This window comes from Bacillus sp. LK2, assembly GCF_001043575.1.
GTDB lineage: Bacteria > Bacillota > Bacilli > Bacillales > Bacillaceae_G > Bacillus_A > Bacillus_A paramycoides.
In genome coordinates, this window is sequence record NZ_LDUK01000004.1 from 163,752 (window position 1) to 180,094 (window position 16,343).

The following is a 16,343-nucleotide window of genomic DNA, read 5'->3' on the forward strand; positions in this document are numbered from 1 at the left end:
AATACCGTGAATTTTGTTGAGAAATATTTGTATAGACAATAAAAAATCCCTTCCAATCAATAAGGAAGGGATTTCGTAGTTAACTAATTTTTGAATTAGATGATTCATCAATCTTATGAAAACCTTTCATATAATACACGATAGCTAAGCCGATAAGCCAAATTGGACCGACGATTAATGCGATTCGTGTATCTTCTGAATAGGCCATGATACCTAGTACAAGCACAAGGAAGCCGAGTGAGAAATATGAACTTAATGGGTATAGTGGCATTTTATACGTTAACTTTTGCTTGCTTTGTGCTGGTAATCCTTTGCGGAATTTAATTTGAGCGACTAATATAATCCCCCAAGTCCAAATTGCACCGAAAGTTGAAATACTAGTTAACCAAGTAAATACTTTTGCAGGAACGAGATAGTTTAATATAACGCCAACGAGTAAAACAATCGCAGTTGCTATAATCCCTTGACTCGGAATGCCATTTTTATTTAAACGCCCGAATCGTTCAGGTGCTTTCTTTTGTTGTGCTAATGTAAATAGCATACGGCCTGTACTAAACAAACCACCGTTACAAGATGAAAGAGCCGCTGTTAACACAACGAAGTTAATAATACCCGCTGCCTTTGCGATACCGATTTGTTGGAACGTTAAGACAAACGGACTTCCTTTCTCGCCAAATTCGTTCCACGGGAAAATTGCCATCATAACGAATAGAGCTCCAACGTAGAACAGTAAAATTCTCCAAAATACGTTATCAATTGCTTTTGCGAGTGTCTTTTTTGGATTTTGAGCTTCACCAGCTGTGACACCGATAAGTTCGACTCCTAAATAAGCGAATAATACCATTTGTAAGGAAAGTAGTAATCCAGAGAATCCATTTGGGAACCAGCCGCCATGTTCCCAAAGATTTGAAATACCAGTTGCAACGCCACCATTTCCAAATCCGAATAGAATAATACCAGCACCGATCACTATCATACAGATAATTGTGACAATTTTAATGAGAGCAAACCAAAACTCAAGTTCTCCAAATACTTTTACAGATAAGAAGTTGAAAGCACTCATTAATAAAAGAGCTAGTAATGCCCAAATCCAGCGCGGGATATCTGGGAACCAATACTGCATGTAAATTCCTGCAGCTGTAATTTCCGCCATACAAGTAACAACCCATAAAAACCAGTAATTCCAGCCTGTAATATACCCAGCTAGTGGGCTGATGTAATCATTTGCATATTTACTAAAAGAGCCAGCAACCGGTTGTTCAATTGCCATTTCTCCGAGTGCACGCATAATGAAAAAAATAACGAGTCCGGCGATCATATAGCCTAGTAAAATGGATGGGCCAGCTAGTTTAATAGCGGAAGCTGATCCTAAAAATAGTCCAACGCCAATAGCTGAACCGAGAGACATTAAAGTAATATGTCGTTCTTTTAAGCCACGGTTTAAAGATCCAGATTTGTTTGTTTGCTGCATAAGAAGAATCCCCCCCTGTAGAGTGAACAATAATTAAATGTGTTTACTAAATATTTAACTATTTCAAATTATAAAACATTTATATCTGTTATGCTACAAAAATAATCATAATACACTGTACTACATCTGCATTTGTCAGACTTAAACTTAAAATTCTAACTATTAGGGAATATATTGACGCTTCTTTTTATTGATTGTTAAGATTAAGTGTTACATTTTCTCACATACTAATAAGAAAAGAATGTGTGATAATAATTCAGGTGTAGGAAGGGTACATAAGTATGTTTCAATTACAAAAGTATAACACTTCTGTGAAGCAAGAAATTTTAGCTGGCATCACAACTTTTTTTACATTTGCGTATATTCTTGTCATCAATCCGAAAATATTATCTGATGCAGGTGTACCATTTGATCAAGCATTTACGGCAACTATTATTGCGACAGTTGTTGGGACGCTATGTATGGCGTTTTTAGCTAACTATCCAATTGTTATTGCTCCAGCTATGGGAATGAATGCATATTTTGCTTATTCTGTTGTTCAACAGGCAGAGGGGATTACATATGTCATTGCGTTTTCGGCAGTATTTGTAACAGGTATTATTTTTCTTTTATTATCTTTCACCTCGTTTAGGCAAAAGCTAATTGTCGCAATTCCTGACAGTTTAAAACATGCAATTGCAGGTGGAATCGGATTATTTATTGCTTTTATCGGATTGCGACTTTCAGGTATTATCGTTGACCATCCATCTAACTTAGTTACAATCGGAGACTTTCATTCACCGGCTGTTATTTTAACATTAGTTGGTTTAGTGTTAGCGGCGGTATTAATGGTATTACGCATTAGTGGTGCGTTGTTTATTAGTATGATTGTGACAGGGATTATTGCTTTCTTTACGGGGCAATTGAAGTTTGAGGATAAGATTGTGGCAATGCCACATTTACCAGAAGGAATTATTGTTTCAAACCCTATCAATGCATTTTCAGATGTAATTCAATACGGGTTATATGGAGTTATTTTTTCATTCTTACTTGTACTTTTATTTGATACAACAGGGGCTTTGCTTGGTTTAATTAAACAGGCAGGTTTAAATACAGATAACACTGAAAAGCGCTTTGGTAAGGCGTTCATTGCAGATGCAATTGGCGGAACGACAGGTTCCATCTTTGGGACAAGCCCTACAGCAGCGACAATTGAATCATCAGCCGGAATTGCGGCAGGTGGTAAAACTGGATTGACAGGTATTGTAGTCGTTTGTTTAACGATTATAACGGCATTCTTTAGCCCTGTTGTTGCCTCTTTATCAAGTGTAGCAGCTATTACAGCTCCTTCATTAATTATAGTAGGTAGCTTAATGGCACAAAGCATTCGTGATATTAATTGGAATGAATTTGAAGATGCATTACCAGCATTTTTAATTTTCGTAGGTATTCCGTTAACATCTAGTATTGCGAATGGAATTGCAATCGGATTTTTAGTGTATCCAATCTTAAAAATCGTGAAGGGGAAAGGGATGGAAGTACATCCGTTACTATACTTATTTACAATTTTATTTGGATGTCATTTATTCTTATAATATAGAGATAGGAAAGGGGGCTTCTTATGAGAGGCTCCTTTTTTGTGTATAATAAAGTGAAACTATAATAAGTGAGGGGGGCATCCCCCACTTATTATTAGTTGAACCAATCGGGCGTTAATGCGGGATAAGGTAAAATTCAAATTTGTTTTGTAAATTATAAATTACTAAATGGAATATATATGTTTCAATAAGGGTGAAGGAGGAACATGAATGGCTGTAAGTAAAATAAAAGTCGCGCGTGTTCAGTTAGATTTAACACAGCAACAATTAGCAGAAAAAGTAGGCGTTACAAGGCAAACGATTAGTTTAATTGAGAAGGGGAAGTATAATCCGTCTCTCGATTTATGTTTAAAAATTTGTTATGCGGTAAATAAAACATTGAATGATTTGTTTTGGGAGGAAAAGGAGTGATAGGGTGAAAATCGTGAAAGATGAACGTTTAATGATTGAAGGGTTAAAACATGTTAGATTGGCTTTCATCTTACAGAATATTGTCATACTAGGTATTGTTTTTTATCGCTACGTTTTGCAAGGGGCAGGATATGAAAGTATTTCGGATTTATTAATGATATTTATCAGCGGGATAGTAGTTATTAACTTTTTAAACTTAAAAAATTCAGTGGAAGTGTATGAGCATACAGGGGGAGTATCTCGTAGTTATTTCATGAAATTATTATTCATTCCAGTTGGGATTGTTATTGGGATTTTAGCTATTTGTATCATTGTAACACCAGATATTTCGATAAAGAAAATTAGTATAACAGGACTTATTATATTTGCTTGTTTTTTAGTTCCTAGCTTGTTTATATACATATATATGAAAAAGATAAAAAATGAAGATTGAAATATAAGAAAAGCTTTCCGGTATTGAGGAAAGCTTTTCTTATATCTTTTTATACAGAACTTTATGAAGGCCAATCGGTTCAATTTCAAAGATTTCACCATGTTCGTGGAAACCTAATCGTTTGTAATAGTCAGCTACAGTAATTCGGCCATTACACCATAAAATGTTTGCGTTACGCTTTTGTAAGATTTGCTCGGCTTTATGGATTAAGGAGCTTCCAGCGTGTTTGTTTCGAAAGTTTGGTAATGTTGCCATTCCACGTAGTCGATAATGAACACCTGTTGGTAAGTCAGGATATATTTCTTTTGAGAAGGAAGCGATACTAATCAGTTCATCGTTTACAAAGGCACCCAAGTGGAAGGTGTCTACTTCGTAGTCGGAAGAATATTTACAATCTGCTAATAGCTGATTAGGGCGCAAAATTTTTTGACGTAATACGTAAGTTTCAGATCCATCAATATTTTTCACGGTAATCATATTAACATCCTTTCTTATAAGCCTTTTTCTGTTAGCTGTATAAAGAAATAGGCAGGTGCAGCGAAAAGTCCGAGTATGCTAGCGGTTCCAAGAAGGAGTGAAAGCAAGAGACAAGTGTATTTGACTCCATTTGATTTTTTCCATCCGTAACTACAAATTTCAATGCTAATACCGATGAGAATAATGGCGACGAGTACTTCCGCTAATAATAAGAGAGCTAAAGTTGAAATAGACATAATGTGATTCATCCCCATAATATGTGATAGTAACATTTTACCATATGAAATTGGAAAAATGCCCCTCAATTATGTGAGGGGCATTTTTCTACTCTAGTATGTTTTTCATTGTATCAATATGCTCTTTTGAACCTGTTACAAGTAAAATGTCACCGTGTTGTAATTTCGTATCACCATGTGGTATTAATGCTTTATTACCACGGTAAATTTGAATGACAAGTACATCACCTAAAAACGGAAGGCGACGAAGTGCTAAGCCATTATATTTATTGCTACGTAGTTCAACCTCACGCACTGTTTCATTCGCTGTTGTAATTAAGCGGACGAGACTTGGTTTATCAATAAGTGCACGTAATAAAATACGTGTAGAGTTAATAGTTGAGAATACAGCGATATGTTCTTGCGTTGCTTTTTCTTGTAGAAGGGGATCTTCTACACTTGCGATGACGTGTTCAACACCTAATTCTTTTGCGTGTTCTGCTAATAATAAGTTTTGGTCATCATCACTTGTCGCAACAACAACACGGTCTGCATCAAATGCTGTTTGTTCAGTTAATGATTCGATTGTGATTTCATCTAGTTTCACGATAGGGAAGTCATGAGATTTTACTTCCTCATCATTTATTTTATTCTGGCGTATCATATATAGCGTTACGTCATAATCTTCGCGCTTCAAATCAAGTGATAACGGAAGGGTAATTCTGCTCGCGCCAATAATAGATACTTTCGGTTTTGGTGTTTCCACTTTTGGAAACATCTTTTTAAATAATATAGGTGCAAAAATACAAGTAATAACTGCACTTAAAATAAGGGATGCTGATAAACTTGGGCTAATGATACCTAGCTTTTCACCGATTTGTGCAGCCGCAATAACTAAAGAAAGTGTTGATGTTAACAAAATAGCACTTCCGAGTACGATATTGCGTGGGTACCATTTTCGTAAGACGAGTGATGGCAATAGTTTTGAAATAAAGAGTCCCACAATTAAAATTGGAATCATTAGCATACTAGAAGGCTCTTTAAAAATAGACCATACTTCTAAATTTACACCAACCATTACGAAGAAAATAGGGATGAAGAAACCATATCCGATGGAATCGAGTTTTTCAACCATATCGTCATTTGGTGATAATAAAGATACGAGTACACCTGCTAAGAAGGCTCCTAAAATGTTTTCTGCTCCAACGGATTCAGATAATCCAACTAATATTAAGATGAGTGCAAAAACAGCTCGTGTATCAATTTGTACACTACCGGCTTTTAAGCTTTCTAGGTATGGAATATTTTTAAAGCGTCTTGCGATAAAGTAAATTATAATACCAGCGCCGAATAGAAGAAGTAGAAGCCACATACTTTGGCCACTTTCGGAATTTAATCCGACGAATACAGCGAGTAAAATCATTGTAACTAAGTCTGCAATAACAGCGACTAATAAAATGATTTGCCCGATTGCGGTTTTTCCTAAGTTATTTTCTTTTAATGTTGGTACGACAACACCTAAGGAAATAGTTGAGATAATTAAAGTCATGAACATTGCATTGTCTACGAATCCTAGCCATACGAATATTAACGATAGGGCATAAGATAAAATGAAAATAAATAAGAAGATAATGCTTGCTGCTTGGAATGTGTTCGGTTCGTTTGTCGTATTCTTTTTCCCTTTTTGTTTAAAGATAGAAAAGTCAATTTCTAAACCACTTAAAAACATTAGGAAGATAAAACCTAGTGTTGATAAGACTTGAAGCCACATATCTGGCTCAATGATCTGGCTCAATGATGTTAAATCCACTTTTACCTACAAAGATTCCTGCGATAATTTCTGCGACAACGACAGGAAGTGCTTTTAATTTAAAGCGTTGTAACAAAAGGGGAACGAAAAACGCGATTGCAACGACAACCATAAGTGATAGAACAGAAGAATGATGTTCCATTGCGTTCTCTCCCTTCAAATAAATATAGTACCTATTTAGCCATACTATAGGTAGAAAATCAACGCATATGGGTTCGATTTCATAAAGAAAGAGTTTTCTTAACATTTGTCATAATAAGTATATTTTTCATGATTCTGTTGTTAATTCCGTAATGTGGATGCAATAGGGGAGGGAATAAAAAAAGACTGCTGAGATTCCTCAGCAGTCTTTTTCATGCAAATTACATTGAGAAGAAAATCCATACAGTAAGACCAACTGTTGCTGTTGCAACGAAGAAACTGTATATCATTGTAAGAATTTGAACTCTTCCTTCTCCTTCTTTTAAGTGCATGAACATAATTAATTGTAATAATGCTTGCGCAACTGCCATTATGATGATAGTTGTTAATATCGTTGAAAGAGGCAGACTTGTGTAAAGTGCCACGTATAACGCTAGAAACGTTAGTGCAAGCGATAAAATAAATCCGAAAACGTGTGACCATGGGAATCCGCTATGCGCATGCCCGTTTGCTTGATTGTTATTTTGAGCCATTTACGCCACCATCCCGTTCAAGTAAACTAGTGTGTAAATAAAGACCCAAACAAGATCAAGGAAATGCCAGTATAAGCTGATAATGAATACTTTACGAGCTGTAACTGGTGTTAAACCTCGTTTTAAAATTTGGATGATAACACAAGTTGCCCAAATGATACCACCTGTTACGTGGGCTCCGTGCGTTCCAAGAAGAACGAAGAATCCAGATAAGAAAGCACTTGTTTGAATTGTTGCGCCTTCACCAACGTACATAATGAACTCTTCGATCTCGAAGAATAGGAAACCTGCACCTAAAAGTAATGTAAAGATGAACCATCCAAGCATTGCTTTTTGGTTGTGTTTACGCATTTCATGAATTGCGATACCACATGTGAAACTACTTGTTAAAAGTAGTAGTGTTTGAATTAAAAGTGTTTTAACTTCAAACAGTTGTGCTGGTGTTGGGCCATCTGCCGTACGACCAGCAAGTACTAGATAAGAGGCGAAAAGTGTTGCGAACAGCATAATTTCAGCCCCAAGAAAAATCCAGAATCCTAGGATATTCAATCTGCTTTGCTCGGATTGATATTCCAAAGGTAAGCTTTTATCTAAAGCCGCCATATCATTTCACCTCTCATGCTACATGTTCTGTTTTTTTGATTTCATCAACACTTACGTAGTAACCGTCATCGTAATCGAATGAACGATAGATTAAGCAAGCTAAAATACCAACGCCGCCGATTGCTGCAAGCCAGAACCAACTAAATACTAATGCAAAACCTGCAAGACCGAAGAATGCAGACGCAATAATAGGCACACCAGAGTTACTTGGCATGTGAATTGGTTTTAATTCTTCTGCAGCTGGTGTAACTGTTTCTCCGCGTTGTTTCATATACCAGAAAGCATCAGCTTCTTTAATTTCAGGAAGTTTCGCGAAGTTGTAATGTTGTACAGGAGATTGAGTAGCCCATTCAAGTGTACGACCATCCCATGGATCTCCAGTAACGTCACGTTCACCGTGACGTGCACTCCAAATTACGTTGTAACAAAGAAGTACGAATCCGATACCCATCATTACTGCGCCGACAGATGCGATTTGGTTTAACCAACCCCATCCAAGACTTTCAGAGTAAGTGTACATACGACGAGTCATACCGTCTAAACCTAAGAAGTACATTGGGAAGAAACAGATGTTAAATCCGCTCATAAAGATCCAGAATGTCCATTTACCTAGGCGTTCATTTAGCATATGACCTGTCATTTTTGGATACCAGAATGTGAATCCAGCAAGCATAGCAAATACTGTACCTGCGATTAATACGTAGTGGAAGTGAGCAACTAGGAAGTAGCTGTTATGGTATTGATAATCAGCTGCTGCCATTCCAAGCATAACCCCTGTAACTCCACCAACTACGAAGTTTGGAATAAATGCCAATGACCAAAGCATTGGAACTGTAAAACGAATACGTCCTTTATACAGCGTAAACAACCAGTTAAATATTTTAACACCGGTTGGAATCGAAATCGCCATTGTCGAAATCGAGAAGAATGAGTTAACCGCTGGACCTGCACCCATTGTGAAGAAGTGGTGAAGCCATACGACGAAACTTAGTAAAGAAATTGCGACCATTGAGTACACCATCGCACTGTAACCGAATAGACGTTTACGTGAGAATGTACTAATGATTTCAGAGAAAATACCGAATGCTGGTAAAATAACGATATATACTTCAGGGTGACCCCATACCCAGAATAGGTTGGCCCAGAGCATTGGCATACCGCCGCTCGCCATCGTAAAGAAGTGAGCATCAAATAGACGGTCAAATGTCATTAATGCAAGAGCTACTGTTAATACTGGGAAAGCGAAAATAATGATTACACATGTAATTAAAATAGACCATGTAAACATTGGCATTTTCATTAATTTCATGCCAGGTGTACGCATTTTTAAAATCGTAACAAGGAAGTTAATACCTGTCATTAGCGTACCGATACCTGAAATCTGTAATGCAATTGCGTAGAAGTTATTTCCTACACCAGGAGTAAACTCTGTACCCGCCATTGGGAAGTAAGAAGTCCACCCAGCGTCTGGTGAACCACCGATAACGAAAGCGATGTTGAATAACATTGCTCCGATAAAGAATAACCAGAAACTTAAAGCATTTAAGAACGGATATGCAACGTCACGAGCACCAATTTGTAATGGTACAACGACGTTCATTAATCCTAGAACGAATGGCATTGCCATGAAAAGAATCATAACTGTACCATGTGTTGTAAAGATTCCGTTATAGTGTTCAGCGTTTAAATATGTTGTATCTGGGAATGTTAACTGGGCACGAATCATTAAACCATCCATACCACCACGGAATAACATTATAACGGCAGAGATAATGTACATGGTCCCTATTTTTTTATGGTCAACAGTTGTTAACCATTCATCCCAAAGCCATCTCCATTTTTTGTACTTTGTTAGTACGAAAAGAATCGCTAATGTCACAAGAACGATAGATGCGTCAGCACCGTAAATAATTGGGTCACCTGTGACAAAAAATTCATCAAGCTTCACTGTGTTCACTCCAATCTGTTGGAATAATAGCTATTATTTTTTGTTTTTGTAGTAGTTGTAATCACAATATTCAAGTGATTTTGGATCTACATAACTTAAGTGATGACTAGAGAATGTCATACGACCAACTACACCAGGTTTAACAATTTCGTTGTACTTATCTTCTGTTAGTTTAGGAGCAGTTTGTTGTACTTCTTTTACCCACTTGTCATACTTTTCTTGTGTTTTTGCTTCAAGTTCGAATTCCATATGAGTGAATCCTTCACCAGAGAAGTTCGAACTACGACCTAGGTAAGAACCAGGTTTATCAGCTTGTAAATATAAATCCATGATCATGCCATCCATAGTGTATTTCATACCACCAAGTTCTGGAACCCAGAAAGCATTCATTGGACCTACAGAAGTCAGTTTGAATTGAATAGGTACACCAGCTGGGATGTTTAAATAGTTAACGGTTTCAATTTTTTCCTCTGGGTAACTAAATAACCATTTCCAGTTTGCAGATGTAACATAAATTTCAACTGGTTTAATATGTTTGGACTCTTTCGGAACCTCTTCCGAAGCATAAGTTGCTTTTACTGTTGGAATCGATAATGCGATAACGATAATAACAGGGACAAGCGTCCAAATAATTTCTAATAATGTGTTACCGTGTTGATCAGGTGGCTCATAGTCCATATTCTCTGGTTTTTCACGATAACGAATCAAGATGACTGTAAACAAGATGAATACAATTGCGATAATTAATGACATAAGCACGAATGACCAAACAATTAAATCATACTGTGCTTTTGCAACAGGTCCTTGCGGATTTAATACTGCGAGTTTCTTATCACAGCCACCGAGGAACAGAAGTAATGATAACGGAAGAAGTGAAGCCAACTTCCAAAACGCTTTCTTTAGTTGCACGATTGAAAATCTCCTTTCTCCTTGGATTGAAACTATGCCAATAAAACAATATAAACCTATTAATTTATAGAAGGCAATAGTTTTTGTCATATTGTTAAAAAATAGACACAAATGCACGCTTTTTAAGGTGAATATCATTTGTAACTTGATTACATTGTAAACTATTTTCCAGAGAAAAACGTGATTGTGAAAATTTTAAGTTAAATAAAGTTATACCAAGATATCCAATAAATAGAAAAAAGCTATCTTATCATAAGAAAGATAGCTGAATATTTAGTATATTTAGTTTATTTTCCGAGTTATATTTTGTTGTTGTTCAAATGTGACAACTTTTTTATATTTTACTTGGTATAAAATGTAACAGATAATCATAAATGGAATCCCGCAAAAAAGAGCAATTCTCTGATCTGGAATGAAAGCTAAACTAACAAATGTAATGAAATTGAGTGAAAAAGCTACGATTGGAACTACTGGATAAAGTGGTGTACGATATTTTAAATCCTTTATGTCACCGCCATTTTTAACGAATTCTCTACGGAAGAAAAATTGTGAAGCTGCGATCGACATCCAAACGACAACAGCTGCCATTGCTGCAATAGATGTTAGAACTAAAAAGACAGTATCTGCCGCAAATACACTCGTTAATAAAGAAAGGCTTGCAAAAATCAGACTGAAAATTAATGCATTTAGCGGTACACCTTTTTTAGTTAGCTTTGTAAAAGCTGGACTTGCCATTCCTTGTTTTGCCATCGCCCAAAGCATACGAGAATTTGCATAGAGACCAGAGTTAGCTACAGATAGTACAGCTGTAATAATAACAAAGTTCATAATGTCTGCTGCATATGGAACACCAGCTACATCAAATACAAGTACAAATGGACTTTCAACTAGATTAGCCTCTTGCCATGGGAGTAAACCTACAACAACTGAGATTGCTAAGACGAAAAAGAATAGAGTTCGCCAAATTGTGTTTTTTATAGCTTTTGGGATCGTTTTTTCAGGGTTTTCGCTTTCACCTGAAGCAATACCAATAAGTTCAGTTCCTTGGAATGAGTAATTTACTGTAATCATTGTAAGAAGAACTGCTAGTGCACCATTTGGAAATAGTCCGCCATTTTCAGTGAAATTATGAAGCATTGGAGCTGGTTTTCCATTAAAGTCGAGAAAACCGAACATAACTGCGCCTCCAAGTACAATAAAGACAACAATTGTTGCAACCTTTACGCTAGCGAACCAAAACTCAGTCTCTGCATATGCTTTCGCTGATAAAGCGTTCACAAGAAAGAGTGCTGCTGCAAATATAACACACCAAATCCACGAAGAAACGTCTGGAAACCAACGTTTCATTAAAATACTAACAGTCGTTAACTCTACTCCAACTGTAACAGCCCAATTTAACCAATACATCCAACCGACGACAAATCCAAAGCCAGGTGAAATAAATTTGCTTGCATAACTTTGGAATGAACCTGCTTCTGGCATAGCTACTGATAATTCACCAAGACATAACATCGTTAAATACATAACGAAACCACCGACTAAAAATGCAAGAATAGCTCCGCCTGGTCCGGCATTATGGACGATTTGTCCAGAGCCCATAAATAATCCTGTTCCAATGACTCCACCAAGTGCAATCATGAATAAGTGTCTACTTTTCATTGTTCGTTTTAAATCTGTTTGTTCTACTTGTTGATTCATATGCCCCTCACCCCGTATTTTTCTTGTATGTGTTAACTTGATTTCATTCTGGGATTTTAATCATTAGTGGGGGATGAAAAACATACTCGATTTATTTTGTTATGAAATGAATGGAGTATGTAAAAGAAAAACTAACTTATGACTAAATATCCTAGAATGTTTGTTAACATGGTGGAAGACTTGCGATTCATTCACTATGTTAACAATTTTGATTTTAGCAAAATATTCAGAAAAAGTATATTGTTTTTTCTTTTTATTAAAAATAATTAGAATTTTAAAAATGGTATATGTAAATAATAATTCACAGAATCTTTCTAGTAAACTAGTAAGAAGAAAGGTACAATGGTAGAAGTTACGACTTTAAAATAATTGATATAATGGAGTTTGGTTTATGATGAAAAAGTTAAAATATATTTTTATTTTCGGTATTATATTTGCTGCCGTGTTTTTTATCGAGAAAGATAAAATTATGAAAAAGGCACACGAATTACGGTTAGACCTTTTCTCTGAGGTGAAAGAAAGTGCAATGATTGAAGGTGTCCCGTTTATAAAGCAATTACCTGAATTACCTCGTGGGTGTGAAGTAACGAGTTTAGCAATGTTGTTGCAACATAAAGGTGTACAAGTAGATAAGATGCAACTTGCTAGTGAAATTTACCGCGTCCCATTTGAACAAGACGGTTTGCGTGGGAATCCTTATGAAGGGTTTGTCGGGAATATTTATACGAAATCTGAGCAAGGGTACGGTGTATATCATCAACCAATCTTTACATTAGCAGAAAAGTATGTTCCTGAAAAAGTCATTAATTTAACAGGTAGAGCAGTGCAAGATTTATATAAAGTAATTAGTTCGGGATCACCTGTATGGGTAATTGCGAATACGACGTTTAAACCACTTTCAGAAGATAGCTTTGAGACGTGGAATACAAGTTCAGGAGAAGTAAAAATTACATATTATGAGCATAGTGTAGTAGTAATTGGATACGATCAAAATTTCGTATATATGAATGATCCTCTTGCAAATAACCCACGTAAAGCTGTTCCGCGAGCAGAGTTTGAAAAGTCATGGGAGCAAATGGGGAAACAAGCAATTACTATTTTGTAATAATGAAAAGTCATCTTGAGGGTGGCTTTTTATTTTTAAGTATTTATTATTGAAAATTCAGAAGATTCTTTTAAAAGTTAACTATTCACGTTATAATAACAGTTAACTTAGTGAAGAAGGGGAGAAGAGAAATGGATGTCGCAAAGGAACTTGTTTTATTAAAGAATCAGTTGATTGAGTGGAGAAGGCACTTTCATAAGTATCCAGAGTTATCTTTTCAAGAAGAAAAAACATCTCAATTTGTATTCGACATACTTCGGAAAATCCCATATTTAGAAGTTTCGCGCCCTACTAAATATAGTGTAATGGCAAGGCTAATTGGTAAACAGCCTGGTAAAACAATCGCGGTTCGTGCTGATATGGATGCTCTTCCCATTCATGAAGAAAATAAGTTTGATTATATTTCTACATATCCAGGTGTGATGCATGCGTGTGGTCACGATGGTCATATGGCGATATTGCTTGGTGTAGTACATAAGTTAGTAGAAGAAAGAGAAAAAGTTAAAGGGGAAATTCGTTTTCTATTTCAACATGCAGAAGAAAATTTTCCGGGTGGTGCAGAGGAAATGGTTGCAGCGGGAGTAATGGAAGGTGTGGATTACATTATTGGTGCTCACCTTTGGGCTTCATTAGAGGTTGGAAAAGTAGGTGTAATTTATGGCCCAGCGATGGCGGCACCGGATGTTTTTAAAATTACGATAGAGGGAAAAGGTGGACATGCTGGAATTCCGCACGAAACAGTCGATAGTATCGCGATCGGTGCACAAATCGTTTCGCAAATCCAGCAAATTGTATCTCGTCTCACGAACCCGTTAGATTCTCTCGTAGTATCTGTTACACAATTTCACGCTGGGACAACTCATAATGTTATACCGGAACAGGCAGAGATTGAAGGGACAGTGAGAAGTTTAAGACATGAATTAAGAGGACAAACAGAGGAAAAGCTTGAACGGATTGTACAACATATTACAGAATCCTACGGTGCTAAGTATACATTTTCTTATGAATATGGATATCGACCAGTTGTGAACGATTATGAAGTGACAGATCTTATTGAACGTACGGCATTACAGCTTTTTGGAAGAGAAAGGGTTGTACGTTTACAACCAACGATGGCAGGAGAAGATTTTTCAGCATTTTTACAAAAGGCACCAGGGACATTCTTTTTTATAGGGGCAGGAAATGAAGAGAAGGGAATTATATATCCGCATCACCATCCTCGTTTTACAATTGACGAAGACGCATTACCAATTGGAGTGGAAGTTTTTGTATCAGCCATTATGAATTTTATAAATAAAGGAGAATGAGATGAAGAAAATACATGTGCTAGCGCTTATTCCAGTTCTTTGTTTAGTAGTTGGACCAGTATTTGCGAATTCAGTCACTCCTTACGTATTGGGGATGCCATTTTTATTATTCTGGGTATTATTATCAGTGCTCATTACGTCTCTATGTATGGGGCTTGTATACTTATTTGATCCTGCTAATAAGGGGGATATAGGATGATAGCATTACTTATCATTATTTTATTTTTATTTCTAGCACTATTTTTAGGGATTCGGGCACAACATGGAAAAGATATGAATTTAGAACAATGGTCGGTTGGCGGAAGAGGGTTTGGAACTATTTTCGTTTTTCTCCTTATGGCAGGCGAAATTTATACGACGTTCACATTTTTAGGAGGAAGTGGCTGGGCGTATAGTAAAGGGGCACCTACATTTTATATTTTAGGTTATGGTGCATTAGCTTATATTTTATCGTATTTTTTATTGCCACCGATTTGGAAGTATGCAAAAGAACATAACCTTGTTTCGCAGCCGGACTTTTTTGCGAAGAAATATAAGAGTAAGATGCTTGGGGTAATAGTTTCAATTGTTGGTGTTATTTCTATTATTCCATATCTTGTTTTACAGTTAAAGGGACTAGGAATTATCGTTTCAGAAGCTTCGTATGGAAGAGTGTCACCTGTTATTGCAGTATGGATTGGTGCTATTGTTATAACTATATATGTAATGGTTTCAGGTATACACGGCTCTGCTTGGACAGCCGCTTTGAAGGATATTATGATACTGTTTATCGTTATGTTTTTAGGTATATATTTACCGTATCATTATTACGGAGGATTTCAGCCGATGTTCGAAGCTGTAGAAGCTGCGAAACCAGGGTTTTTGTCCTTGCCTGATGAAGGGATGAGTATTTCTTGGTTTGTTTCTACTATTATATTAACGGCCCTCGGTTTTTATATGTGGCCTCATACATTTGCTTCTGCTTTTTCTGCAAAAAACGAAAAAGTATTTAGGAAAAACGCGGCAATTATGCCACTGTATTCTTTAGTTTTACTTTTCGTATTCTTTGCAGGATTTGCTGCTATATTACAAGTTCCTGGATTAAAGGGAGCGGATGTAGATCTTTCGTTATTCCGTCTGGCTCTTCAAACCTTTGACCCTTGGTTTATTGGGATTATTGGTAGTGCTGGAGTTTTAACAGCATTAGTTCCAGGTTCCATGCTTGTCATGGCCGCTTCTACATTGTTAGCAAAAAATATTTACCGAACAATGGTCCCATCTGCTTCAGATAGACAAGTTGCTAAAGTGGCGAAATTATTTGTTCCTGTAGTAACGCTTGTAGCTGTTTTGTTCACCTTTAAAGGTGGAGAAACAATAGGGGCTCTTCTTTTAATGGGATACAGTATAGTTACGCAACTTTTCCCTGCACTTGTATGTAGTTTGTTTCCTCGGCAAATTATTACGAAACAAGGTGCGATTGCGGGGATGGGAATTGGGCTGTTAGTTGTCGCATATATCACCTTATCTGGTTCTACTATAGCTACGATGTTTCCAGGGGTACCGCAATATATAAAAGATTTGAATGTAGGTATAGTCGCATTGTTAATTAATATTATTGTGATGTTTGTAGTGAGTGGACTCACGAAAAGTGTATCTATAAAGACGGACAATATAATAGTAGAAAAGTAATTCGCGTGTTAGAGCTATCTTTGAAAAGAGATAGCTC

The 16,343-nt window shown here is 36.5% G+C and carries 15 protein-coding genes and 1 pseudogene; 7 read left to right on the plus strand and 9 right to left on the minus strand.

Going from position 1 to position 16,343, the window contains the following annotated elements:
• Positions 1–79: 79 nt before the first annotated feature.
• Positions 80–1,471, minus strand: coding sequence for an amino acid permease (locus VK90_RS04740; RefSeq protein WP_048370813.1), 1,392 nt, complete (start codon positions 1,469–1,471; stop codon positions 80–82).
• Positions 1,472–1,752: 281 nt separating this feature from the next.
• On the opposite strand from VK90_RS04740, the gene VK90_RS04745 reads away from it, so the two are divergent.
• The 3 genes from VK90_RS04745 (at position 1,753) to VK90_RS04755 (ending at position 3,892) form a co-directional block, all read left to right on the plus strand.
• The gene (locus VK90_RS04745; RefSeq protein ID WP_048370815.1) at positions 1,753–3,045 is read left to right on the plus strand and encodes an NCS2 family permease; all 1,293 of its coding nucleotides are present in this window, start codon (positions 1,753–1,755) and stop codon (positions 3,043–3,045) included.
• A 213-nt stretch (positions 3,046–3,258) separates the two neighbouring features.
• Positions 3,259–3,459 (plus strand): helix-turn-helix transcriptional regulator, encoded by a 201-nt coding sequence (locus VK90_RS04750; RefSeq protein WP_025149845.1) that lies wholly within the window; start codon positions 3,259–3,261, stop codon positions 3,457–3,459.
• 4 nt (positions 3,460–3,463) lie between these two features.
• A complete protein-coding gene (locus tag VK90_RS04755; RefSeq protein ID WP_048370817.1) occupies positions 3,464–3,892 on the plus strand; it encodes a hypothetical protein in 429 nt (142 codons plus the stop codon).
• Positions 3,893–3,931: 39 nt separating this feature from the next.
• On the opposite strand, the gene VK90_RS04760 is transcribed toward VK90_RS04755, so the two are convergent.
• The 8 genes and pseudogenes from VK90_RS04760 to VK90_RS04795 form a co-directional block, all read right to left on the minus strand.
• A complete protein-coding gene (locus tag VK90_RS04760; RefSeq protein WP_048370820.1) occupies positions 3,932–4,369 on the minus strand; it encodes a GNAT family N-acetyltransferase in 438 nt (145 codons plus the stop codon).
• A 14-nt stretch (positions 4,370–4,383) separates the two neighbouring features.
• Positions 4,384–4,641, minus strand: coding sequence for a DUF4022 family protein (locus VK90_RS04765; RefSeq protein WP_071717603.1), 258 nt, complete (start codon positions 4,639–4,641; stop codon positions 4,384–4,386).
• Positions 4,642–4,693: 52 nt separating this feature from the next.
• Positions 4,694–6,536, minus strand: a pseudogene (locus tag VK90_RS04770) (monovalent cation:proton antiporter family protein).
• A 220-nt stretch (positions 6,537–6,756) separates the two neighbouring features.
• Positions 6,757–7,068 (minus strand): cytochrome aa3 quinol oxidase subunit IV, encoded by a 312-nt coding sequence (qoxD, locus tag VK90_RS04775; protein ID WP_002174911.1) that lies wholly within the window; start codon positions 7,066–7,068, stop codon positions 6,757–6,759.
• Positions 7,069–7,671: a cytochrome aa3 quinol oxidase subunit III gene (gene qoxC, locus VK90_RS04780; protein ID WP_002174913.1), complete on the minus strand. Its 603-nt coding sequence runs from the start codon at positions 7,669–7,671 to the stop codon at positions 7,069–7,071. It abuts the gene before it with no gap.
• Positions 7,672–7,684: 13 nt separating this feature from the next.
• Positions 7,685–9,619: a cytochrome aa3 quinol oxidase subunit I gene (gene qoxB / locus VK90_RS04785; protein ID WP_002174915.1), complete on the minus strand. Its 1,935-nt coding sequence runs from the start codon at positions 9,617–9,619 to the stop codon at positions 7,685–7,687.
• A gap of 33 nt (positions 9,620–9,652) precedes the next feature.
• Positions 9,653–10,528 carry a cytochrome aa3 quinol oxidase subunit II gene (locus VK90_RS04790; RefSeq protein WP_025149852.1) on the minus strand — a complete coding sequence of 292 codons (876 nt, stop codon included), beginning with the start codon at positions 10,526–10,528 and terminating at the stop codon, positions 9,653–9,655.
• Positions 10,529–10,810: 282 nt separating this feature from the next.
• Positions 10,811–12,226 (minus strand): amino acid permease, encoded by a 1,416-nt coding sequence (locus VK90_RS04795; RefSeq protein WP_048370822.1) that lies wholly within the window; start codon positions 12,224–12,226, stop codon positions 10,811–10,813.
• A 394-nt stretch (positions 12,227–12,620) separates the two neighbouring features.
• Here VK90_RS04795 and VK90_RS04800 point away from each other — a divergent pair, with 394 nt between their 5' ends.
• The 4 genes from VK90_RS04800 to VK90_RS04815 all read left to right on the plus strand — a co-directional run bounded on the left by VK90_RS04800 (position 12,621) and on the right by VK90_RS04815 (position 16,306).
• Complete coding sequence (locus VK90_RS04800; RefSeq protein WP_048370846.1) at positions 12,621–13,331, plus strand: C39 family peptidase; 711 nt, start codon at positions 12,621–12,623, stop codon at positions 13,329–13,331.
• Positions 13,332–13,462: 131 nt separating this feature from the next.
• Positions 13,463–14,638, plus strand: coding sequence for a M20 family metallopeptidase (locus tag VK90_RS04805; protein WP_048370824.1), 1,176 nt, complete (start codon positions 13,463–13,465; stop codon positions 14,636–14,638).
• Between the two features lies 1 nt (position 14,639).
• Positions 14,640–14,837 (plus strand): DUF3311 domain-containing protein, encoded by a 198-nt coding sequence (locus VK90_RS04810; protein WP_002174920.1) that lies wholly within the window; start codon positions 14,640–14,642, stop codon positions 14,835–14,837.
• Positions 14,834–16,306, plus strand: coding sequence for a sodium:solute symporter family protein (locus VK90_RS04815; protein ID WP_048370826.1), 1,473 nt, complete (start codon positions 14,834–14,836; stop codon positions 16,304–16,306). The genes VK90_RS04810 and VK90_RS04815 overlap by 4 nt, the downstream gene beginning before the upstream one ends.
• Positions 16,307–16,343 lie beyond the last annotated feature (37 nt).